At 65.4% G+C, this 22603-nt stretch carries 23 protein-coding genes; 12 read left to right on the forward strand and 11 right to left on the reverse strand.

Annotated elements, in window-relative coordinates:
- Nucleotides 1-384: 384 nt before the first annotated feature.
- The 6 genes from BTM36_RS13340 to BTM36_RS13365 all read left to right on the forward strand — a co-directional run bounded on the left by BTM36_RS13340 (nucleotide 385) and on the right by BTM36_RS13365 (nucleotide 6131).
- Nucleotides 385-1359: an aldose 1-epimerase gene (locus BTM36_RS13340; RefSeq protein ID WP_077236652.1), complete on the forward strand. Its 975-nt coding sequence runs from the start codon at nucleotides 385-387 to the stop codon at nucleotides 1357-1359.
- Nucleotides 1360-1374: 15 nt separating this feature from the next.
- Complete coding sequence (locus BTM36_RS13345; RefSeq protein ID WP_077236653.1) at nucleotides 1375-2343, forward strand: 2-dehydro-3-deoxygalactonokinase; 969 nt, start codon at nucleotides 1375-1377, stop codon at nucleotides 2341-2343.
- 40 nt (nucleotides 2344-2383) lie between these two features.
- Entirely contained in the window at nucleotides 2384-3022 is a 639-nt protein-coding gene (locus BTM36_RS13350) for a 2-dehydro-3-deoxy-6-phosphogalactonate aldolase (RefSeq protein ID WP_174616850.1), read from the forward strand.
- Nucleotides 3023-3118: 96 nt separating this feature from the next.
- On the forward strand, nucleotides 3119-4267 hold the full coding sequence (gene dgoD / locus BTM36_RS13355; protein WP_077236655.1) for a galactonate dehydratase: 1149 nt from the start codon (nucleotides 3119-3121) through the stop codon (nucleotides 4265-4267).
- Between the two features lie 220 nt (nucleotides 4268-4487).
- Nucleotides 4488-5657, forward strand: a complete 1170-nt coding sequence (locus tag BTM36_RS13360) for an MFS transporter (RefSeq protein ID WP_077236656.1) — start codon at nucleotides 4488-4490, stop codon at nucleotides 5655-5657.
- 120 nt (nucleotides 5658-5777) lie between these two features.
- Complete coding sequence (locus tag BTM36_RS13365; protein WP_077236718.1) at nucleotides 5778-6131, forward strand: VOC family protein; 354 nt, start codon at nucleotides 5778-5780, stop codon at nucleotides 6129-6131.
- A 59-nt stretch (nucleotides 6132-6190) separates the two neighbouring features.
- Here the strand turns inward: BTM36_RS13365 and BTM36_RS13370 are convergent, their stop codons facing one another.
- Nucleotides 6191-7102 (reverse strand): LysR family transcriptional regulator, encoded by a 912-nt coding sequence (locus BTM36_RS13370; RefSeq protein ID WP_006713087.1) that lies wholly within the window; start codon nucleotides 7100-7102, stop codon nucleotides 6191-6193.
- Between the two features lie 239 nt (nucleotides 7103-7341).
- Here BTM36_RS13370 and map point away from each other — a divergent pair, with 239 nt between their 5' ends.
- The 5 genes from map (at nucleotide 7342) to BTM36_RS13395 (ending at nucleotide 12020) form a co-directional block, all read left to right on the forward strand.
- Nucleotides 7342-8139, forward strand: coding sequence for a type I methionyl aminopeptidase (gene map / locus BTM36_RS13375; RefSeq protein ID WP_077236657.1), 798 nt, complete (start codon nucleotides 7342-7344; stop codon nucleotides 8137-8139).
- A gap of 267 nt (nucleotides 8140-8406) precedes the next feature.
- Nucleotides 8407-8883 carry a DUF3455 domain-containing protein gene (locus tag BTM36_RS13380; RefSeq protein WP_254427001.1) on the forward strand — a complete coding sequence of 159 codons (477 nt, stop codon included), beginning with the start codon at nucleotides 8407-8409 and terminating at the stop codon, nucleotides 8881-8883.
- An 80-nt stretch (nucleotides 8884-8963) separates the two neighbouring features.
- A complete protein-coding gene (locus BTM36_RS13385) occupies nucleotides 8964-9521 on the forward strand; it encodes a sigma-70 family RNA polymerase sigma factor (RefSeq protein ID WP_077236659.1) in 558 nt (185 codons plus the stop codon).
- Nucleotides 9518-10225 carry an anti-sigma factor gene (locus tag BTM36_RS13390; protein ID WP_077236660.1) on the forward strand — a complete coding sequence of 236 codons (708 nt, stop codon included), beginning with the start codon at nucleotides 9518-9520 and terminating at the stop codon, nucleotides 10223-10225. The genes BTM36_RS13385 and BTM36_RS13390 overlap by 4 nt, the downstream gene beginning before the upstream one ends.
- A gap of 238 nt (nucleotides 10226-10463) precedes the next feature.
- On the forward strand, nucleotides 10464-12020 hold the full coding sequence (locus BTM36_RS13395; RefSeq protein ID WP_254426999.1) for an EAL domain-containing protein: 1557 nt from the start codon (nucleotides 10464-10466) through the stop codon (nucleotides 12018-12020).
- A 26-nt stretch (nucleotides 12021-12046) separates the two neighbouring features.
- Here the strand turns inward: BTM36_RS13395 and BTM36_RS13400 are convergent, their stop codons facing one another.
- The 10 genes from BTM36_RS13400 to BTM36_RS13445 form a co-directional block, all read right to left on the reverse strand.
- Nucleotides 12047-13012, reverse strand: coding sequence for an NAD-dependent epimerase/dehydratase family protein (locus BTM36_RS13400; RefSeq protein ID WP_077236662.1), 966 nt, complete (start codon nucleotides 13010-13012; stop codon nucleotides 12047-12049).
- On the reverse strand, nucleotides 13009-13992 hold the full coding sequence (locus BTM36_RS13405) for a fumarylacetoacetate hydrolase family protein (RefSeq protein WP_077236663.1): 984 nt from the start codon (nucleotides 13990-13992) through the stop codon (nucleotides 13009-13011). Before BTM36_RS13405 ends, BTM36_RS13400 begins: the two co-directional genes overlap by 4 nt.
- A complete protein-coding gene (locus BTM36_RS13410; protein WP_077236664.1) occupies nucleotides 13989-14576 on the reverse strand; it encodes a cupin domain-containing protein in 588 nt (195 codons plus the stop codon). Before BTM36_RS13410 ends, BTM36_RS13405 begins: the two co-directional genes overlap by 4 nt.
- 10 nt (nucleotides 14577-14586) lie before the next feature.
- Nucleotides 14587-15402, reverse strand: a complete 816-nt coding sequence (locus tag BTM36_RS13415; protein ID WP_077236665.1) for a cyclase family protein — start codon at nucleotides 15400-15402, stop codon at nucleotides 14587-14589.
- Complete coding sequence (locus BTM36_RS13420; protein ID WP_077236666.1) at nucleotides 15399-16553, reverse strand: MFS transporter; 1155 nt, start codon at nucleotides 16551-16553, stop codon at nucleotides 15399-15401. The genes BTM36_RS13415 and BTM36_RS13420 overlap by 4 nt, the downstream gene beginning before the upstream one ends.
- Before the next feature lie 71 nt (nucleotides 16554-16624).
- Entirely contained in the window at nucleotides 16625-17755 is a 1131-nt protein-coding gene (locus BTM36_RS13425; RefSeq protein WP_077236667.1) for an FAD-dependent oxidoreductase, read from the reverse strand.
- A gap of 29 nt (nucleotides 17756-17784) precedes the next feature.
- Nucleotides 17785-18123: a Rieske 2Fe-2S domain-containing protein gene (locus BTM36_RS13430; protein ID WP_077236668.1), complete on the reverse strand. Its 339-nt coding sequence runs from the start codon at nucleotides 18121-18123 to the stop codon at nucleotides 17785-17787.
- A 20-nt stretch (nucleotides 18124-18143) separates the two neighbouring features.
- Nucleotides 18144-19070 (reverse strand): VOC family protein, encoded by a 927-nt coding sequence (locus BTM36_RS13435; RefSeq protein ID WP_077236669.1) that lies wholly within the window; start codon nucleotides 19068-19070, stop codon nucleotides 18144-18146.
- A 49-nt stretch (nucleotides 19071-19119) separates the two neighbouring features.
- Nucleotides 19120-20280: a S9 family peptidase gene (locus tag BTM36_RS13440; protein WP_077236670.1), complete on the reverse strand. Its 1161-nt coding sequence runs from the start codon at nucleotides 20278-20280 to the stop codon at nucleotides 19120-19122.
- 53 nt (nucleotides 20281-20333) lie between these two features.
- Nucleotides 20334-21206 (reverse strand): transporter, encoded by an 873-nt coding sequence (locus BTM36_RS13445; RefSeq protein WP_174616854.1) that lies wholly within the window; start codon nucleotides 21204-21206, stop codon nucleotides 20334-20336.
- Nucleotides 21207-21544: 338 nt separating this feature from the next.
- Between BTM36_RS13445 and BTM36_RS13450 the strand changes: the two genes are divergently transcribed.
- On the forward strand, nucleotides 21545-22465 hold the full coding sequence (locus BTM36_RS13450) for a LysR family transcriptional regulator (protein ID WP_077236671.1): 921 nt from the start codon (nucleotides 21545-21547) through the stop codon (nucleotides 22463-22465).
- Nucleotides 22466-22603 lie beyond the last annotated feature (138 nt).

The following is a 22603-nucleotide window of genomic DNA, read 5'->3' on the forward strand; positions in this document are numbered from 1 at the left end:
GAAGTCCCTGATTCGCGCTCCATATTAGGCAAGCGACCAATAGGTATCCAATGAATTTTTAATGTTTTTCGATACCGTTTCGCACATCGTTGGGGAAAATCGGCCTACCGCTGCACCGCGCCGGCGCATGCCCGCAGGTGCTGCAGCGAGCAGCACGCGCCGCGCAATTTTGATATCGTTTGCGATGTTTTTTTCATTATTCCCTATCGGAGGGCGGTGATAGGATCAGCCAGATTTTTTTAGAAGCGCAAGCCTGAAGACCGAGCGCGAATCCACGTGAGCCCACTCCTTCTTCCTGCCGACGACTTCGCTGTCCCCACGACGGGACGCCGCACCACCGCAACGCTGATGCGCGCCGCACTCCATAACAAGATACGAGACACCATGCCATCCCGAGCAACCGATGCCAACCGCGCAGGCTCCAAGGGGCTGCCGGAAATCCATACCCTGCAATCAGGGCGTCAGCGTCTGCACGTGCTCCCCGCGCTGGGCGGGGCATTGGCCGGGTGGGAATGGCAGCGCGAGCGTAAGTGGCTGCCGCTGCTGCGCCCCTGGAGCGCCGATCCGGCTGCGCTCTACGCGACGGCCTGCTTCCCGCTGCTGCCCTGGTCCAACCGCATTACCGGCGGCGGTTTCGATTTCAATGGCAAGCATTACCCGCTGCAGCCCAACCGCGCTGGCGAACCGTTTCCCATCCATGGCGACAGCTGGCGCCAGGCCTGGAGCATCGTGGCCCAGAGCGAGGATCGCATGACCCTGGCGCTGGACTCGGCGCGCTGCGACGGCAATCCCTATGTCTATCAGGCGCGCCAGGTGCTGACGCTGCGCGAGAATGCACTGGAGATCGAACTGCGGGTCACCAACACCGGCGAAGAGACCCTGCCCTATGGCCTGGGCCTGCATCCCTACTTCCTGCACGACGCCCACACCCGTCTGCAGTTCCGTGCACGCGGCGTATGGCTGTCCGGACCTGATCGCATCCCCACCGGTTTCAGCCGCCAGTTGCCGGCCGGCTGGGACTACAACCGCCCGGCGCTGTTGCAGGGCGGCCTGATCGACAACTGCTTCGAGGGCTGGGACGGCCTGGCCATGATCGAAGACCCCACCCGCGGCCTGCGCCTGCAGATGCACACCACTGACCGCAGCGGTTACGTGCTGATGTTCCGGCCCAATGGCCTGCCGTATTTCTGTCTGGAGCCGGTGACCCATCCCATCGATGCCTTCCACCAGCCCAACCAGCCCGGCCTGATCGCGCTGGCCCCGGGCGAAGACATGGTGCTGCTGACCCGCTTCACGGTCTGCGACATCGCCCAGGAACAGGCACGCAGCGAAACGAACCATACCAGCCTGGCGCGCTGACGCCCGGCACCGAACATGACGACCCACCAAGATATCCAAACAGACTGCGCCCTGATCGCCCTCGACTGGGGTACTTCCTCGCTGCGCTGCTACCGCTTCGACCACAACGGCCAGGTGATCGAGCGCCGCGCCCATCCCTGGGGCATCATGAACCTGCCCGCCGTGGAGCATGGCGAGGACGCGCACGCGCCCTACCGCGTCGCGCTGCAAGCCGCCTGCGGCGACTGGCTGGAGGCTGCACCGCAGGCTCCGCTGATTGCCGCCGGCATGGTCGGCAGCAAGCAGGGCTGGCGCGAAGCCGCCTACCTGAACGTGCCGCTCTCGCCCGACCTGATCGGCAGCAAGCTGACCGAGGTCGATACCGGGCTGGGCCGTCCGCTGTGGATCGTGCCGGGCCTGCTGCAGGCCTCGCCCCTGCCCAACGTGATGCGCGGCGAGGAAACCCAGGTCATCGGCGCCCTGCAGACACGCCATGAGCGCGAGCTGCTGATCGGCCTGCCTGGCACCCATTCGAAGTGGGTGCGCGTGGTCGCTGGCCGCATCGAGCATTTCGACACCTTCATGACCGGCGAGGTCTACGGCGCCCTGTGCGCCCACACCATCCTCGGTCGCACCATGCACAAGCCCGATGCCGCCGATGATGCCGCCTTCCTGCGTGGGGCGCGCGTGGCGCTGGGGCCGGAAGGCAAGAGCGGTGTGCTCTCCAACATCTTCAGCAGCCGCACCCTCGGGCTGACCGGCGAACTGGCAGCCGAGGCGCAGCCGGACTACCTGTCGGGCCTGTTGATCGGCCATGAACTGGCCGCGCTGAAAACCCTGTACCCGGCCCAGGCGCCGGCCATCGTCCTGATCGGCGACGCCGGTCTGTGCCGCCGCTACCAGCTGGCGCTGGACCTGTTCGGCCTGGGGCCGGTCAGCCAGGCCGACGCCGCCACCGAAGTCGGCCTGTGGGTGCTGGCACGCCACGCCGGACTGGTCGCCTGAGGCCAAGGTCGCCACCATCAACCGCATCACGGAAGAAAACATGCAACTCCAGACCCAACGATTCAACGACGCCCTGCGCAACACCGGCATGATCGCCATCCTGCGCGGCGTGCGCAACGCCGAGGCCGAAGCCATCGGCGCGGCCCTCTATGACAGCGGCTTTCGGATCATCGAAGTACCGCTCAATTCGCCCGACCCGCTGGTGAGCATCAGCGCCCTGCGCAAGAGCCTGCCGGCCGACTGCATCGTCGGCGCCGGCACGGTCCTCAAGGCCGCGCAGGTACAGCAGGTCAAGGATGCCGGTGGCGAACTGATCGTCATGCCCCACAGCGATGGCGCCGTCATCCGCGCAGCCCGTGATGCCGGCCTCTACAGCGCACCGGGTGTAGCCACCGTGACCGAGGCCTTTGCCGCCCTGGACAATGGTGCCGACGTCCTCAAGATGTTCCCGGCCGAACAGCTCGGCCCCCAGGTGGTCAAGGCCTGGCGTGCCGTCATCTCGCGCGACATCGCGCTGCTGCCAGTGGGCGGCATCACGCCCGAGGGCATGGCGGTGTTCCGCGCAGCCGGCGCATCGGGCTTCGGCCTGGGCTCGGCCTTGTACACCCCCGGCCTGTCGGCCGAGGAAGTGCGCCAGCGCGCCGTCGCCTTCGTCACCGCGTGGAATGCGCTGGGCTGAGAGCACGCCTGCCGGCCCAGGACATTCATCGTTGCAACCGATCGCACGCCGATCATTTTTCACCTGAACAGATTAAACGCATAACCGGACAGAACAATGAAAATCACCAAGATCACTACCTTCATCGTGCCGCCGCGCTGGTGCTTCCTCAAGATCGAGACTGACGAAGGCATCGTCGGCTGGGGCGAGCCCATCGTCGAAGGTCGCGCCCATAGCGTCTCGGCCGCCGTGGACGAACTGGCCGACTACCTCATCGGCAAGGACCCGCGCAATATCGAAGACCACTGGACGGTGCTCTATCGCGGCGGTTTCTACCGTGGCGGCGCCATCCACATGAGCGCCCTGGCCGGCATCGACCAGGCCCTGTGGGATATCAAGGGCAAGGCCCTGGGTGTACCGGTACACCAGTTGCTGGGTGGTGCAGTGCGTGACTCCATCCGCGTGTATTCCTGGATCGGCGGCGACCGGCCGGCCGATACGGCTGCGGCGGCCAAGAATGCGGTGGCACGCGGCTTCACCGCCGTGAAGATGAACGGTACCGAAGAACTGCAATTCATCGACAGCCACGACAAGATCGAACTGACCCTGGCCAACGTCCAGGCCGTGCGCGAAGCGGTCGGCCCCAACGTGGGCATCGGCGTGGACTTCCACGGCCGCGTACACAAGCCCATGGCCAAGGTATTGATCAAGGAACTGGAGCCGTACAAGCTGATGTTCATCGAAGAACCGGTGCTGTCGGAGAACTACGAGGCCCTCAAGGAAATCGCCCACCTGACCTCGACCCCGATCGCCCTGGGTGAACGCCTGTATTCGCGCTGGGACTTCAAGCGCATCCTCTCCGAGGGTTACGTGGACATCATCCAGCCCGATGTCTCGCACGCCGGCGGCATCACCGAGACCCGCAAGATCGCCATGATGGCCGAGGCCTACGACGTGGCGCTGGCGCTGCACTGCCCGCTGGGTCCGATCGCCCTGGCCTCCTGCCTGCAGGTGGACGCCGGCAGCTACAACGCCTTCATCCAGGAACAGAGCCTGGGCATCCATTACAACGAAAGCAATGACCTGCTGGACTACATCCGCGACAAGAACGTGTTCGCCTATGAAGACGGCTACGTCAAGATCCCGCAAGGCCCGGGCCTGGGCATCGAGATCAACGAAGAATATGTCCGTCAGCGCGCCGAAGTCGGCCACCGCTGGCGCAACCCGATCTGGCGCCACAAGGACGGCAGCTTTGCCGAGTGGTAAGGCAGTAAGCCAAACCCTCCTCCTCGGTAGTCCCTCAGCCCGGTCCGGCGCAAGCTGGCCGGGCTTTTTTTCGGTCGTCCACCTGCCGACCGGATGACATCGGCTGGCATGGGTGGGCTGATTCATCTGTCTGATCGATGAAGTTGATCTGAATATTCCATTTAACGAATGAATCAAATACTGGCAAAGTCACGCTTTTTGATTTTTTCCACAGGTTTTCATGACGCCAGGCACCTCCTCTTCCTCCGCCGAACCCGTCCGCATCCGTCATGCCACCCGCGCCACGATGGCGCAGTTCTTCGTCAACGGCGCCACCTTCGCCACCTGGGGCGTGCTGATTCCCTCGGTGAAGGATCGTTTCGCGCTGTCCGACGCGGTGCTGTCGCTGGCCATGCTGGCCGTGGCCGGGGGCGCGCTGCTGACCATGGGCCAGTCCGGCAAGTGGATCGCGCGCGTCGGTAGCGCCCGTGCCCTGCGCCAGGTCGGCATCCTGTATGCGGCCACGCTGTTGCTGATCCCGCTGGCACCCCAGTTCTGGATGCTGGTGGCGCTGCTGCTGGTGTTCGGCAGCGCCATGGCCGCCTTCGATGTGGCCATGTCGGTACAGGCCGCACTGGTGGAGGGCCAGCGCACGCGGCCCATCATGTCCACCCTGCACGCCATGTTCAGCATCGGCGGCATCGCCGGCTCGGCGCTGGGCGCCCTGCCCGGGCTGTCGCCGCTGGCCCATGCGGCGCTGGTCGGGGCCGGCACGCTGGCGGTGGCCTTGTCCATCGGCCCCTTCGCCCTGCCCGACGCCGTGCATGACGAGGCCACGGGCGCTGGCGGCACCGATGGCCGGGCGCGTCGCATGGTACTGGTGCTGGGTGGCATCGCCTTCCTGGCGCTGGTATGCGAAGGCGGCATGTATGACTGGGCGGCGGTGTACATGCGCGACGTGGCGCAGTCGCCGGCGGCCTGGGTCAGCTACAGCTATGCGGCGTTTTCCACCGGCATGGCGACCGGACGGCTGACCGGCGACCGCATCCGTGCCCGCATCGGCGGCCTGCGCACCCTGGCCTGGAGCGGTGCGGCCGGTGCCGCCGGCATCGCCCTGGCGGCGGCCTGGCCGGTACCCCTGGCCACCATGGCCGGGCTGCTGCTGGCGGGCCTGGGCATTGCCAACCTGATGCCGATCTTCTTCCTGGCTGCGGCCCGGGTACCGGGCATGGCGGCCGCCGAGAGCATTGCCGCCGTGGCCCGCTTCGCCTATGTGGGCATGCTGCTGGGGCCGGTCTTCATCGGTGGCGTGGCCGAACATCTGGGCTTGCGGGTGAGCTTCGTGGGCGTATCGCTGGTGATGGTGGTGGTCGCACTGTTCGGCGGCAAGGCGGTACGGCGTTTCATCTGAAGGGTTGTCCGGCCGGCATGCTAAGGTGGCGGTCCCTGCCGGCTGACGCGGGGCACCATCGCGATGTGCTGCCCGCCTTACCGGCCTACCCATTGCCACTGAATCAGGATGACGCAAACCATGAGCCCCGCCCCTGCTGCATTAAGGATCGACAACATCGAATTCAACGTCACCGACATCGCCCGCAGCAAGACTTTCTACGGCAGCGTATTCGGCTGGACCTTCACCGACTACGGCCCGACCTACACCGAATTCAGCGACGGCCGCCTCAAGGGTGGCTTCACCACCGGCGAAGCGGTGCGCCCGGGCGGCCCGCTGGTGATCCTCTACGGTGACGACCTGGATGCCATCCAGGACCGCTTGCTGGCGGCCGGTGCCACCATCACCCGCCCCACCTTCTCCTTCCCGGGCGGCAGGCGCTTCCATTTCAGCGACCTGGATGGTTATGAGCTGGCGGTCTGGTGCGCCGAATAAATTCCCTGCAGCAGTAGCGTTCAAGTACCACGAAGTGCGGGCAGGAAAGGTCGGTCAAGTCACGCCCGCCCCTGCTCCCGCGCCTGTTCCATCAGTAATTCGAGAAACGCCGCCGGTGCTGCGTCGAGCACCGGTGCGCCATTGCGGGCGGCACCCTTGTGGGTGACCACCAGCTCCCAGCACAGCTCCACGCCGCGCAGGTTGACCGTGGCCAGCTTGCCCCGGCGGGAGCGCACCACGTCGCGCGGCAACAGGGCCACGCCCAGTCCGTGTACGACCAGGTCCAGCAAGGTCACCAGATCGCTGACCTCGAAGGCCAGGCGGCGCCGCAGGCCGGCTTCGGCAAAGCCGCGATCCACCAAGGCCCGCGTACCCAGGCCGGTCTCGAAATCGACGAAATCCTCGCCGGCCAGTTGTTCCAGTGTCACCGAGCGCGCCTTGGCCAGGCGATGGGTCGGGGTGCAGGCCAGCACCAGGTCTTCGCAGGCGATGATATGGCTCTGCAGGCCTTCGCCGCTTTCTTCGATGGGCAGGACGGCCAGGTCCAGCTGGCGCGAAGCCACCTTCTCGTTCAACTCGCCCGCCGCGCCTTGGCACAGCCGGACCTCCACGGCAGGATGACGACGATGGAAGCGTGCCAGAACGGCCGGCAGGTCGACGAAGGAAGGCAGGCTCTGCACCGTGCCGATGGACAGGCGGCCGCGTCGCATGGCATTGACATCGGCCACATCGGTGGCGCCCTGCTCCAGCGCACCCAATGCGCGCCGGGCGCTGTCGAGGAAGGCTTCGCCGGCCGCAGTCAGTTCGACCCGGCGCGTGGTGCGCACGAACAGCGGTGCGGCCAGTTCCTCTTCCAGCAGGCGGATGGAAGACGACAGCGCCGATTGCACGATATGGCAGCGCGAAGCGGCCCGGGTAAAACTCTTTTCTTCCGCCAGCGCCACGAATTGGCGCAGTTGCCTCAGTTCCATACGGCCCCTGGTGAGAATCCTCTTGAGAGAATCTGGTTTATCTGTGAAATGGATGGATCAAGTACAAACTATCGATTTTACCCATAAGTGCATGAGGCCAGGCCGGGAGTCGAAAATACCCATTACTTGTCGAAAAATCCCGACGATCGCGCAAACCGAGGCGGGCGGCGCACGAGACGGATAAAATACACGGCCGAACGACCGCCACGCAGCGCGTGGCACACCGAGATCAGACAAGCATGAGAAAAGTGAAGCTGCGCAACGCCGCAGAAATCGCCCAGGCCCGCGTGGCCGGGCAACTGGCGGCCGAAGTGCTGCACATCGTGGCCGAGCACGTCCGGGCCGGGGTGAGTACCGATGAACTGGACCGCATCTGCCACGACCATATCGTCAACGTGCAAAAGGCCACGCCGGCCAATGTGGGCTATCACGGTTTCCCCAAGACCATCTGCAGTTCCGTCAACGAAGTGATCTGCCATGGCATTCCCGGTGGCCAGGTGCTGAAGGATGGCGACATCATCAACATCGACGTGGCCGTGATCAAGGACGGCTGGTATGGCGACTGCAGCCGCATGTATTTCGTGGGTTCGCCCAATGCCACGGCGCGCAAGCTGGTCAACACCACCTATGAGGCGATGTGCGCGGGCATCCGCGCGGTACGCCCGGGCGCCACGCTCGGCGATGTCGGCCATGCCATCCAGACGGTGGCGCAGCGGGATGGTTTTTCCGTGGTACGGGAATATTGCGGCCATGGCATCGGCACCGTCTATCACGACGAACCGCAAGTGCTGCACTACGGCCAGCGCAATGCCGGCCTGCCACTCAAGGAAGGCATGATCTTCACCATCGAACCGATGTTGAATGCCGGCAAGCGCCATACGCAGCAACTCGAGGACGGCTGGACCGTGGTGACCGCCGACGGTTCGCTGTCGGCGCAGTGGGAACACATGGTGGTGGTCACAGCCAAGGGCTATGAAATCCTCACGCCCTGGCCGGAGGGCAGCGGAGGCTACCCGGCCATTGCCACCCGCAGCTGAGATCCATCCAGGACGGCTTGCAGCCGCCCGAAAAATAAATTTTCGCGGGACTGCATCCGTTCGGGCGCCTGGTGGGTAGTACTCATGTCAGCAGGAAAAGCTGATCGTGGTACGACCCATTTCAAGAACTTACAGGAGCCCATCATGCAACATTCCATCCCGTCCATCCCCTTCTCGCGTCACCTGTCCGCCCTGCGCCCCGTCCTGGGCCGGACCGCCACCGTCGCTGCCGCCGCGGCCAGCCTCACGCTGGCGGCCTGCGCACCGATGTCGACCATGTATTCGCAGGACAGCCTGCCCGACGCCGTCAAGGTGCCGTCCGGCAACAAGGTGGTGCTGCAGACGGTGGGCGCGGGCGAAATCCTCTATGAATGCCGCCCCAAGAAGGACATGCCCGGCCAGTTCGAATGGACCTTCGTCGGCCCGGATGCGGTGTTGAAGGACCGTAGCGGCATGCAGGTCGGTCGCTACTATGGACCGCCGGCCACCTGGGAGAGCAGCGACGGCTCCAAGGTGACCGCGACCCAGGTGGCGGTGGCACCGGCCGGCACCGGCAATATCCCGTACCAGCTGGTGAAGGCCAATCCGGCCACCGGCATGGGTGCGATGACGCAGACCACCTACATCCAGCGGGTCGCCACCCGGGGTGGCGTGGCGCCGGCCGAGGCCTGCGACATGAGCAAGGCCGGTGCCAAGCAGAAGGTGGGCTACCAGGCCGATTATATTTTCTGGAAAGCCAACTAAGTCAGGCGCTGGCGTCGCTATAATCGACGCCATCCCGGCCGGATGTTCCGGCCGGGCAACAAGCGCCCGGACCCTTTCGCGTGACAGACGCCCCTGCTTTCGCCCCTGCTTTCGACCATGAAGCCACCCTCCTCGCCTGCGCCGCTGGTGAGCGCGGGGCATTGCAGAGGCTGTACCAGCAGGAGGGGCGCTATCTGCTGGGCGTGGCGCTGCGTATCGTACGCGACCGGGCGCTGGCCGAGGACGTGCTGCACGACGCCTTCCTCAATATCTGGACCCGCGCCGCCAGCTTCGACCCCTCGCGGGGTGCAGCGCGCGGCTGGATCTTCACGGTGGTGCGCCATACGGCGCTGAACCGCCTGCGCGCCCTGCAGCACGAGGTCAATGCCGGCGACGATCTGGAAGAACTGGCCGACCACCATGAGTCCGCTGTCCAGATGCCCGAGTGGCAAGCCGATCTCGGCCGGCTGGAAGACTGCCTGGGGCAGTTGAGTGATGCCAAGCGCGCCAGCATCGTCTACGCCTATGTCGATGGCTGCACCCACACCGAAATCGCCGAACGCCTCAAGGCGCCACTGGGATCGGTCAAGGCATGGATCAAGCGGGGCCTGGCCGCGCTGCGGGAGTGCATCGGATGAACGAATCACACGACGAACTGCAATGGCTGGCTGGCCAGTATGTGCTGGGCACGCTGGACCTGGCACAGCGCCAGGCGGTGGAACGACGCCTGCCGCAAGAGCCTGCCCTGCGCGCCGCGGTCGATGCATGGGAAGCCAGATTGCATCCACTGACCGCACTGGCGCCGCCTGAACAACCTTCGCCGGGCCTATGGCAGCGGATCGAACGCAGCCTGCCGATGCCGGCGCCGGTGCGCCGCCAGGGCGGCTGGCGACAATGGTGGGAGAGCGTCAATTTCTGGCGCTGGAGCACCGCTGGGGCGCTGACCTGCTCGGTCTTGCTGGCGCTGCTGGTACTGCGTGCCGAGCCGCCGGGTCCTGCACCATCCTTCATGGTGGTACTGGTCGCGCCCCAGGACAAGGCTCCGGGCTGGGTAGTCCAGACCGGCGGCAGTGGGCGCCTGAATCTGATCCCTCTGGGCGTGGCTACCATCCCGCAGGAAAAGGCCCTGCAGTTCTGGACCAAAGGCGCCAACTGGAGCGCACCGGTATCGCTGGGACTGGTCCAGCCCGGCAGGACGCAGCAGGTGGCGCTGGAGAAACTGCCCCCGCTGCAGGCCGATCAACTTTTCGAAATCACCCTGGAACCCGGCACCGGCTCGCCCACCGGACGACCGACCGGCCCCATCCTCTATATCGGACGCGCCGTGAAGGTCACGTCCTGAACCACACCGCGGACGTCACAAAAAGAGGGAATCACGGAGGAGTGACGGGGCAATGACGGGGAAATGGGGAGGAATGGCGAGAATTGAGTCCGATACGCATCAGCAGGGGGTCGGATTTCTATCGCCGGCCGGGAAATCGAAGTGAAATCCGATTCAAAACAACAGCCTGCGAAAAAAACCAAATAAGTCATAACGGATTTAAATTAAGCTTGCGCCAGGGATAGTTATCTTTTAAACAATGAATCGCAAAGTCTTCCGTCGCGTGTCGGCATGGAAAATCCTGCTCTGGGCCTGTCTTGGCATGCTCATCGGGCTGGTCCTGGCACAGCTTGCGCTGACCGTTTCGGAGCTGCGCCACATCGACGCCTCGTCGCTGCAGGCCTTGCAGCGCGCCGAGGATGCGGCACGCGCCACGGGGGATGCGCTGCGTCGGGCCGAGGCCAGCCCGTTCCAGCATTGCTCGGACGACGACCTGGCGGTGCTGCGCAATATCGCCTACGCCAACAGCTATGTGGCCGATCTCGGACGCATCGACCAGGGTATGGTGCGCTGTACCGCGCTATGGGGCCAGCTGGCTGAGCCGTTTGTGCTGCCGGAGCCGCTTTACCAGGCCGGCCGCGGCTTCAAGATCTGGCTGGGGCAGGCCATCGTGCACACTCACGCCCCCAGCAACGTGGTCGGCCTGCAGCGCAGCCTGGCCCTTACCGCACCGACCACCTTCGATCTCAATCGCTTCTATCAGGATGTCTCGCTGCGCATCACCAACGCAGACGGCACGCACGTGCTGGTTGAGCGCGAAGGCATGCGCTACAACCCGGACGGTGCCATCGGGCTGCTGCCGGGGATCGACGTGACCCACTGCAATGCCGATCTGGCGCTGTGCGCACAGGCATCGGCGCGCCTGCACTGGTACCCGGTACTCTATCCGCGAGGACTCATTGCGCTGCTGGCCGGCAGCTTCGTCGCCGGCGCCCTGGCCTGCCTGCTCCACCTGCGCAGCCGGCGCCACCAGGGGGTGCTGGACCGGCTGCGGCATGGCATTGCCAACGATGAAATCGTGCTGTTGTACCAGCCCATCGTCTGCATCAACGATCTGAGCCTGAAGGGCTATGAAGCGCTTGCCCGCTGGCGCCCGGCCGATGAGCCGGAAATCGGCCCCGATATCTTCGTGCCGCTGGCGGTGCAGAATCGGCTCTGCACGGCCCTGGCCAAGGTCGTCCTCGCGCGCGCATTGCGCGAGATGCAGCAGCTGCTGCTGGCCAATCCCGATCTCATCCTGGCGATCAATACCGAAGTTGCCGACATCGAAGACGCCAACTTCATCCGCTTCGCACTCGACCTCACCGCCAACCAAGCGGCCCTGCGCCGGCAATTGCACCTGGAGGTGACCGAGCGCGCCGATATCCGCTCCGATGCCTTCACCCACAATATCGAATTGCTGAGGCGGGCCGGCTTTGCGATCTGGATCGACGACTTCGGCACGGGCAGCGCCAATCTCTCGCACCTTTCCTACGCCCGCTTCGACGGCATCAAGATCGACCGGCTGTTCACCAGTGCGCTGAGTACCGGTTCGCCGCTGCGTTCGGTGGTGCCCAACCTGCTGCGCCTGGCCGGCGAACTGGATCTGCAGGTGGTCATCGAAGGCATCGAGACCGACGAGCAACTGCAGCTCATTCGCGGCATCGCCCCCGACATCCACGCCCAGGGCTGGTTGTTCAGCAAGGCGCTGGAACTGGATGAAGTGCTGCAGCAGCGCCCGCCGGAAGCCGCCAACGAACTGGGACTGGCGGCCTGACCGCCCGCGGCGCTCACCACGGCCGGCTATAGGGCATAGGGCGCCAGGGCCCGCCTGACCAGCGTTCTGGCGTCGCCATCATCCTTCAATCCCAGTTGCCGTGCACGACAGTCATCGAGCACGGGATATCTGCCGAAGATCGCTTCCACCCCTTCCTGCGGTGCATAGCGCACCAGCGCATGGCCGTCCACGCCATACAGCGTCGACAGCGTGTCCACCAGTTCGCCCATGGAGAGCCGTAGCACCGGCAAGGCCCAGCAACGTTCGCGATGAGCTTCGGTATCCAGCGTCGGGTCCATGGTGGCGGCATGCAGCAGATTCCCGGCGCAACACTGCGCCGACATCCACCAGGCGGTAGCCTGCGGGCCGACCGGCAGCGTCACCGGGGCGCCGGCAGCCAGTGCATGCAGCAGTTCGCTCATGAAGGCCGAGACCAGTCCGGATGCGGCGCGGGGGCGTGCCACGATACCCGGCAGCCGCAAGGAACGACCATCGAGCTGGCCGCGACGCGTGGCATCGGCCAGCAGGATTTCGCAGGCGCGCTTGTGGGCGCCATAGACCAGTGCCGGCTGCGCGGGCGTGGACGGGGTGACCGGGTCGGGCAAGGGTGTGCCATAGACGGCGATGGTGCTGGCATACACCACCACCGGCGCAGCGCCCGCTGCCGGCCTGGCCGCCAGCACCTCGAACAGGTCGAGGGTGGCATCCAGGTTGACGCGACGGCTCAATGCGGGATCCGCCTCGGCCGCCCCGCCGGGCACAGCGGCCAGGTGAAAGCAGAGATCAGCGCCGAAACGGGAGATGCGCTCCAGCACCGCAGCATCCTGCAGCTCGCCTTCGATGCGCACGATGTCAGCCGACGTGGGCGGCAAGTGCCGATCCATGGCGGCCAGCTGCGTGATGCGCTGCGCCCCGATCTGCCCCACCTGCTGCAGCAGTTGCATCAGGGTCGCGCCGATGAAACCGCCGGCACCGGTGACCAATACCTTCATGGCGCCTGCACCACGCGCTGCTGCAGGATGCCGAAGGGACCTTCGCGGCCGTCGGCGTAGCGGGCCTGCATGCGCACCTCGTCACCGAAACGCATGAAACCGGTGCGGATCTCGCCCAGGTCGATCTTTTCGATCACGCGGCGCTCGGCGATGCAGGCGGAGCCAGCGGCGCGCGCCACATTGGAGACAGTCCCCGAACCGATGATGCAGCCAGCGGTGAGGCGACGACTGTGCGCGGCATGCGCGATCAGCTCGCCGAAGGAGAAATTCATCTCGCCGCCATGTGGCTGGCCGAAGTCCACGCCGTTCCATTGCACCTGCAGATGCATCTGCACCCTGCCGTCGCGCCATGCCTCGCCCAGTTCGTCGGGGGTGACCGCGATGGGTGCGAAGGCGGTGGAAGGCTTGGCCTGCAGGAAGCCGAAGCCGGTCTTCATTTCATGCGGGCCGAGCGCACGCAGGCTCCAGTCGTTGAGCTGCAGCACCAGGCGCACGGCCTGCTGCGCCTGTTCCGGGCTGGCGCCCATGGCCACCGGACCGACCACCACACCGAACTCGCCTTCGAAATCGATGCCTTCGGATTCCGAACACAAAGGCACATCCTGATGCGGGCCAAGGAAGTCATCACTGGCGCCCTGGTACATCACCGGCACCGTATCGAAATGCGGGATCGGGGGCGTCTTGAAGGCTTCTTCCATCAGCCTGCCGTGATTGAGGAAGGCCGAGGCATCCAGCCATTGCGGCGCGCGAGGCAGTGGCGCCATGCACTGCCGGGGGTCGAAGGCGATGGCCCCTTCCACCTGAGCTTCGCTGAGGGCCCGGTAACACGCTTCCAGGGGCGCACGCACTTCTTCCCAGCGCGCCATGGCATCGATCAGGGTGGCAGCGATCTGCGGCACCGGCAGGGCTCTGCGCCCATCCCGCGCCACCAGAACCAGGGTGCCATCGGCGCTGCCGTCATGCAGGGTGGCAAACTTCATGGCTTATCCCCCCGACCGAGTTGCGCGGCGATGGCCGGGTCATACCGGCCATCCACCAGAATGAAGAGCATGCGGCAAGGCTTGCCCGAGCGATTGGCCCAGGCATGGTTGGTGCCACGCTGCACGACCACGCTGCCGGGCTTGAGGTCGACTTCGCCACGCTCCAGTACCAGAGTCATCTCTCCTTCGATGACGATGCCATAGTCCACCGATTCGGTCCGGTGCATCAGTGGATGGGGGGAGTCGGCCTGCACGGTGGAGGCAGCGGCTTCGCCGATCTGGCTGAAGGCGTCGTGCATCCTGCTGCTGGCGCTGGCCAGGAATTCTTCGGTGTCGGGCGGAATATCGACGAAGCGCATGCGCGTGCCATGCGCCGGGGGCGAGAGCACCAGAGCGCCCAGGGTGGGATCAGGGCCGTTGTCCACGGGCACGGGCGTGGCGCCGGTACTCCAGACTTCATGGAACAGCGTGCCGGGAATGGCGGCCACTTCCACCACCGTCGGTAGCAGACCCTCAGTGCTGACGATGGAATGGCCTTGCGCATCGTGGCCGGTGACCACGCGGTAGATGGGAGGAAAAATCATCCGGGTTCCTTCAGGAAGCGTCAAAGATCGCCACCGCCCGTGTCCAGCCGGCGCTGGCGCCCCGGATCTTGTGCGGGAAGCAGCTGATGGTGAAACCGTGTGGTGGCAGGGCTTCCAGGTTGTGCAACTTTTCCAGATGGCAGTAGCCGATGTCGCGACCGGCCTTATGGCCTTCCCAGATCAGGGACTTGTCGCCGGTCTCGGCCACCCGCTGGGCGGTGTAGGAAAACGGTGCATCCCAGCTCCAGGCATCGGTGCCGGTCAGGCGCACGCCACGTTCGAGCAGGTACATGGTGGCTTCATAGCCCATGCCGCAACCGGCGCCGAGATAGTCGCGATGACCATAGCGCGAACCGGCGCGGGTGTTGACCACCACGATGTCCAGCGGCTGCAGCACATGACCGATGCGCTTGAGTTCGGCGTCGACGTCGGCGGCGCTGGCGACGTAGCCATCCGGGAAGTGGCGAAAGTCCAGCTTCACACCCGGCTGGAAACACCATTCCAGCGGCACTTCATCGATGGTGATCGAAGGACGTGCACCGCCATTCTTGGCATCCTGGGTGGAATGGAAGTGCCAGGGTGCGTCCAGGTGGGTGCCGTTGTGGGTGGTCAGGGTGACCCATTCGGCCGCTGCCGCCTCGCCATCGGGATAATCCTCAGGCCGGGTGCCGGGCAGCATGGCCATGAATTCGGGCAAGGTGTCGGCATGCTTCTGGTAGGTGATCTTGGGCGCCAGCGGCGGCGGATCGGAGAGCACGTCGTTTTCGAGATAGATGGACAGGTCGACGAAACGATGTCGGCGACGCGCCTGCAGGGATGCGGTCATGCCAGGGCCTCCTGGGGTTGGATGGCGGCTGCGCGCGGCAGCCGCGAGAAACAGAACGATGCGGCCACGCCCAGCACCACGGCCACCGGGCCCAGGCTGGCGTAGCTCCAGCCCTGCACCAGCGTGCCGCCAAGGATGGGACCGATGGCCGCGCCCGTCATCAGCATCGCAGGCGTGGCGGCCATGGCGCGGCCACTGCGGTCCAGCCGGGCCATGAGGCCGAAGGCGAAGGTGTGGGTAAAGATCATCACGGCGGCGAACACCGAGGCGGCAGCGGCATAGGGCAGGAAGCGCGCCGACGACATGATCACCACCACCAGCAGCGCCTGGACCAGTGGGCCGGCCATCAGCACGCTGCGGGCGGGCAGGCGTTTTTCCAGCAAGGCCGCCAGCGGTGCCGGCAAGAGATTGACGAAGCCCAGCGCGATAAGTACGCCGGTCACCGCCTGCAGGCCGAAGCCACGATCACTGCCGACACGTTCCAGGAAACTGAAGGTCATGGATTGCACCAGACCCATGCAGGCGATGCCCGCAATGCCATACCAGACCTGGCGCGGTACGGGAAGACGGGGAGCGGCGACGCGCGCCGTGCCATCGGTTTCGGCACGCGGAAAGGCCAGGGCACAGGCCAGCGCACCCACGGCCATCACGCCGGCGAAGAGATAGAACAGCGCAGGACCACCCAGGCTGGCGATGATGGGTGGCGCACTGCCCAGGAACACGATGGCGAACACGCCCAGCGCGATACCCACCAGCGCAAAGCCGCGATGCGGATTGCTGCCCCGCGCGAGGGTGCCATGCGTGACACTCAGGGATAGCCCGGTCGTGACACCGCACACCGCATGCAGCAAGGCCAGCAGCAGGTAGTGCTGGGTCTGCGCAGCCACGGTGAACAGCAGCGCCGAGAGCGCGAAGCCGATGGCCGCCTTCCAGCGCGCGGTATCCGGATCGAAGCGCGGTGCCAGCCAGGCGCTGGCCAACACGGCGCCGCCCAGGAACAACGAGGCCAGCAGGCCGGCCTGGCGGGGATCGAAGTGGTAGTGCGCCACCAGCGTGCCGACCCAGACCGGCAAGGCAACCAGGTCGATCATGCCGGCGCAGTGCGCCAGCATCAGCGCAGCCAGGGCGCGCTTGGAATAGGTCGTGATCATCTTGTCTCCTCGCGTCGTACGCGGATTGCAAAGCCGTTCATGGTTTCTATTTTTTATGGTGATGGTGGCATTCAGATGGGTTGCACCAGTGCCGCGTGCGATTCGCGCATGATGCGGGAGTGCTCGTCCTTGTCGCCGCCCTCCACCTCGATCTCGCCCAGCCGCGCCGAGTTCTCCACCACCATGCGGCAGCGCTCCCAGCGACGCTCTTCGAAAGCCGACAAGGTCAGCGGCACGCTATCGTTGCGTGCCAGCTCGTCGGCCAGCACCAGGGCATCCTCGATGCCGATGCAGGCGCCCGAGGCCAGGTGCGGCGTGGTGGCATGTACCGCATCGCCGATCAGCACCACGCGTCCCTGATACCAGGGACGCGGCAGCAGCAGGCCTTCCAGCGGACGGAAGATGATGCGGGCGCTGTCATCGAGCTGGTCGCGGATGGTCTTGAGCGCCGGGGCGCTGAAGTCTTCCAGCAAGCCGCGCAGGCGCGCCACGAAGGTGGATGGATCGATGTGGTCGTTGACCGGACGTGGCTCGGTCACGAAGAGGTACATCTCGTCCCGGGAGACCGGATTGACGCCGGGCTTGATACGCGGGCCCATCCACATGGTGCAGGTATCGATCTCGGCCGGACGCGGCAGGATGGCGCGCCACACGGCCTGGCCGCTGTAGCGCGGCTTGGGTGCGTCGGGAAAGAGCTGGGCGCGCAGTTTGGAGTACAGGCCATCGGCGCCGATCACCAGGTCGTAGCGGCGGGTCTGACCATCGGTGAATTCCACCACGACCTGGTCGCCCTGCTCACGCAGGGCGGTGAAGGTGCAACCCAGGCGGACATCGGCACCCGCCGCGCGGGTGGCATCGGCCAGGATGCGCGCCAGTACCGGGCGCAGGATGGCACCGCCACCCGGTACATCGGGTGCTGCCAGGCGCGGCGTGGGCAGCTCGGCGATCTGCGGGCCGTGCGGCAGGCACAGGCGCACGCCGTCACCGGCCGCGCCTTCGCGCAGGAAGGCCTCCAGTACGCCCAGTTGCTTGAGTGCACGCAGGGTGGCCGGGCCCAGACTGATGCCGGCGCCATAGTTGCGCCACTGGGCATCGAGCTCCACCAGATCGACCTGGGCGCCACGGCGGCACAGATTGATGGCGGCGGACATGCCGGAAAAGCCGCCGCCGATGATGAGGATGCGTTGGGCTGCGAGTGTCATGGTGTCTCCTGAATCTTTTTCTTGATGAGTTAAACGTGATCGCCGCTGGCCAGGTGCAGGCCACCGTCGTCATCGATGCGCAGCGCGACCGGTGTGAGCGTGTCGCCCAGGCAGGGACCGAGCGTGCACAGTCCGGTGAGCGGATCGAACAGGGCGCCATGGGCGGCACAGACCACGTGCTGCCCGCTGGCGTCGAGATAGGCATCGCGCCGCCACGGCAGCGGTGTGCCGTGATGCGGACAGCGGTCGCGCCAGGCGCGCACCTGCTCGCCCCGGCGCAGCAGGAAGATGGTGGCCTGCCCCGCCCCGTCGGTATCGAAACCGCGTGCGCCATCCTCGGGCAATTGCGTGACGTGACACAGGTACATGGCCGTCTCTCCCGGTGGGGTCAGTGTGCGGCGCCCGGCGGCGGCGGACCGCTGGGTGCCCATTTCTCGCGATACTGGAACAGGAACAGTTGCGAGGCATCCGCGCCCATCGGCACTTCGCGGGCGGCCCAGGCCTCATCATGCAGGTCCATGTCGGCGTCGTATTCGACGTGGCAGCCCAGCGGCGAATTGAAGTACCAGAACCAGTTGCTGCCGAAACGATGGCGGCCAGGCCCCCAGAAGCTCTGGTAACCCTTTTCGACGAAGCGGGTGCCGGCCAGCAGCACTTCGGTCGGGCCGCCCATGTGGAAGGTGAAGTGTTCGCAGCCTTTCATGAAGGGCGGGGTCTGGATCATGAAGAGGGTATGGTGGTCCTGCGTGCCGGCCGGGCGCAGGAAGGGCCCCACGCCGGTGAAGCGGTCGGTGCAGACGAAGCCCAGCCGCTGGTAGAAGGCCTCGGCCCGTGCCGCATCAGGGACGAAATACACCACGTGCGAGAGCGTACGCGGCAGGGCCGGCAGTTCCGGCGGCAGGCCCAGCTGATTGGGCGCGCGCTGCGGGTCGCCCGGACCGTTGACGCGTTCGGCGGGCATGACCAGGGGGCGGCGTACGGTCAGCTGGAAGGCCAGCGCAAAGCCCATGTCGTCCACGCTGCGTACCACGCCGTCACGACGACTGACTTCGCGGTCGCGGCGCAATTCGGTTTCGATGGCGTCCAGGGAGGCGGCATCGGCCACCCCGTAGACGGTTTCGCGCAACAGGCTGGCGGTGCTCATGGCCGGCGGGAGGGTGGCATCGTCGCGGGCACGCAGCACGATGGCGGTGCCATCCAGGGCTTCGAAACGGTCGTCGCCGGCGTCGCTCAGGCCATAGTCGAGCAGGTACTGGCGGCAGGCGGGCAGATCGTCCACGCCAAAGACCAGGGCATCGGGTCCAATGATGTTCATGCGGATTTCCTTGTGATTCAGTCTGTGTGTCATCGGTGATCGTTCTGCCTCAGCCCCGGGTGCGACCACCCAGGGTCTCGGCCACCCAGTCGGCGATGACGTGGCCGGCATTGATGGAGTTATCGAAACTGGCGTGCTGCACCCCGCCTTCGCGGTCGGTGAAGATCTTCAATTCGCGCTTGGGGCTGTTGACCAGTTGTTCGTAGGTGCGATGCGCCCACTTGAGCGGAATCTGGCTGTCCTTTTCGCCGTGGGTGACCAGGAAGGGCACGCGGATCTTTTCGACCACGCCATCCAGGTGCACGTCTTCGGCGATACGCATGAAGTCGTCGACGTCCTTGGCGCCCCACACCCAGCACACGTGCTGCCAGTAATGCGGCACGGGGAAATCGCCCTCCTTTTCCAGGCGACGCTTCTGCACGTCGCGCCAGTCGTGATTGGCGCCCCACACCACGCCGCAGGCAAAGCGCGGCTCCATGGCCACCACGCGCGGGCAGTAGTAGCCGCCCAGCGAAACGCCTTCGCAACCGATGCGTTTGGGGTCCACGTCATCGCGCTGCTCCAGCCAGTCCACCACGTGAGCCGCCCAGTGCTCGGCATCGAAGCGCGCGGTCATGCCGTGCAGGCGCAGGGCTTCGCCGGTACCGGGCTGGTCAATCACCAACGAGGACACGCCGCGCTCGGCCAGCCAGCCGGGCAGGCCGACCAGGTATTTCATTTCCTTGGTCGAATCCAGGCCGTTGAGCTGGACCAGCACCGGTGCCGGTCCCTGCACACCGATGGCGCGGGTATAGAGGCCCGAGATCACCTGGCCTTCATAGGGGATCTCGACGCGCTGGCAGTTGTCGCCGGCCAGGGCGATGCCGCGCTGGAACACTTCGAGGAAACGCCGGTACAGTGCCAGCCGGCCCGGCGCACCGTGGCCCTGCAGGCGTTCGCAGGTCAGCAGATAGCTGGCGGCGCGCTTGTACTTGGCGCCGGCCGAGAGCAGCCGGCCGCGCACTTCGTCCTCGGCGGCTAGGCTGCACAGCTTTTCCGCCATGTCCGCCCAGGTGGCGCGGAAGGCGGCCGTGCCTTCGGCGTCAGGCTGCTTGGCCGCCTCCTGCAGAGGTGCGCACATGGCTTCGATCTCGCCGATGCGCGCCCCCATCTCGATGGCAAGGTCGACGGAAAGATTCCAGACATAATTCGTCGGGAAGTAACGGAACATGGTGAAACTCCTTTGATGATGAGTGATGCTTGGGGTGGGCCGGACCCAGGTCCTCAGTGCGGGCCGCCCAGCCACAACGGCATGGCGAAGTTGATCCAGATGGCATCGCTCTTGGCCGTGTTGGCGGCGTACAGACCGCGCTGGACATTCATGTTGATGCTGAAGGGACCGGCGTTATAGGCGACGGTCGGGCCCATGGCGAAGCTGCGCATGCGATTGCCAGGGATGTCGCTGCCGTTCTGGCGGTCGTCGGTGAACTGGTTCAGGTAGGAACCGGTCACGCCGACCTTCCACTTCCCGAAGTTCCAGCCGCCGATGAAATCGGCCACGTAGGCGGTGCCGGAGCGGTAATTGGTATCGCTGTTCTTGTCATTGAAGAGCAGGCGGTTGGAGATGCCCAGGTCCAGTCCATCGGGATCGTTGTGGCGTATCGCCAGCACCGGCTGGTACGAGGTATAGCCCACTGCCACGCTGGGGCGGGCGGGATTGTAGGAGCCGGTCTTGAGTGCGAAGTCGAACCCGAACGTGACATTGGTGTGGGCCGCCACATCCCAGCGCAGCAGCAGCGGCGTGACGGTGACGTTGGACAGGCCGTTGTGGTTCTCGCCGTGGCCGGCCACTTCGGTATGCAGCGACACCACCGGCAGCACCAGTTGCGAATACACCTTGGCGCCGAACCATTCCACGCCATAGGAGGCCAGCAGACGCGTGGTGGCGGAGAAAGCTTCGGACTTGAAGGGGATGGGCAGCTTGTTGCCCTTGTTGTCGTACAGACCGTCGGCACTGCTGTAGTTGAATTGCTCCACCGCAAACAGGCCCGGGATGGGCGGCAGCGCGGCGATGTATTCACTGGTGGACCCGGTGGGGAATGGCGAGATGCCACCTTCAAACGCTTGTGCGGACTGCATGGCCGCCGTGCCCAGCATGCCCAGGACGGCGCATGTGGCCAGCTGCTGGACTGGTACGTATCCTCTCTTCACTTCTGTCTCCTTGTCTCCTACCCTGCCTGGCTTGTTGTCTCGCCATCGCGGCGTCTTTTGGGGGCCAGGCCGAAAGCAGCGCGCAGAGGGCGCCGCCGGCTTGCCGTGCCGGCCCTTTCTTCGATCTGCGGGGGCCGTGCAGCGGATGAGGGAAGCTTAAGTTCGAGCTTGATATTGATCAAATGGATTGTTTTGATTCATGATATGGGCGGCATCAATACATGACCGCGCCCGCACACCCTGTGTACAGAAGGCCGGCACGCCCGAACAACGGAGATACGCCCATGCGCTTCAACAAGCTCGACCTCAACCTGCTGGTCGCCCTGGATGCCTTGCTGACTGAACTGAGCATCAGCCGCGCCGCCGAGAAGATTCACCTGAGCCAGTCGGCCATGAGCAATGCGCTGGCCCGCCTGCGCGAATATTTCGACGATGAATTGCTGATCCAGGTCGGGCGCCGCATGGAAGCCACGCCACGGGCCGAAGTGCTGCGCGACGCGGTCAATGATGTCCTGCGGCGCATCGAGGGTTCGATCGCCGCCAAGCCGGCTTTCGTGCCGGCGCAATCACAACGGGAATTCCGCATCTCGGTCTCGGACTTCAGCCTGAGTGTGCTGGTGCCGCGGGTGATGGCGCGTGCCTACGCCGAGGGGCCGGGCATCCGCTTTGCGCTGATGCCGCAGGTGCAAGACCCGCCCCGCTCTCTGGACCGTGCCGAGGTCGATCTGCTGATCCTGCCGCAGGAATTCTGCACGCCCGACCACCCCGCCGAAGAAGTCTTTCGCGAACGCCACGTGTGCGTGGTCTGGCGCGACAGCCCGCTGGCCGACGGCGAACTGACGCTGGAACGCTACATGAACGCGGGCCATGTGGTGATGGTGCCGCCGGGCGCCAATGCCTCGTCGGTGGAAGCGTGGATGACCAACAAGCTGGGCTTTGCCAGGCGCGTGGAAGTCACCAGTTTCAGCTTTGCCTCTGCGGTGGCGCTGGTGCAGGGCACGGACCGGATTGCCACCGTGCACGGCCGCCTGGCGCGCAAGCTGGCGCCGCAATGGCCGGTGGTGATCAAGGAGAGCCCGTTGCCGCTGGCCGAGATGCATCAGATGATGCAGTGGCACCGCTATCGCACCAATGATCCGGGCATCGAGTGGCTGCGGCGGATATTCCTGGAAAGCGCGCGGGAGATGGATGCTGTACCGACCTGAGCGACCTTAGCGACCTGAGCGACCTGAGCGGCCTGAGCGGCCTGACTCACTGCAGTGTCAAGCGGCCCTGATCCTGTAGAAGAGGTCGGCGATATAAATCGTATAAAAAATATTCGCCATCGGACCAGAACAGGCTCA

This window comes from Herbaspirillum sp. VT-16-41, assembly GCF_001994935.1.
Lineage (GTDB): Bacteria > Pseudomonadota > Gammaproteobacteria > Burkholderiales > Burkholderiaceae_D > Herbaspirillum > Herbaspirillum frisingense.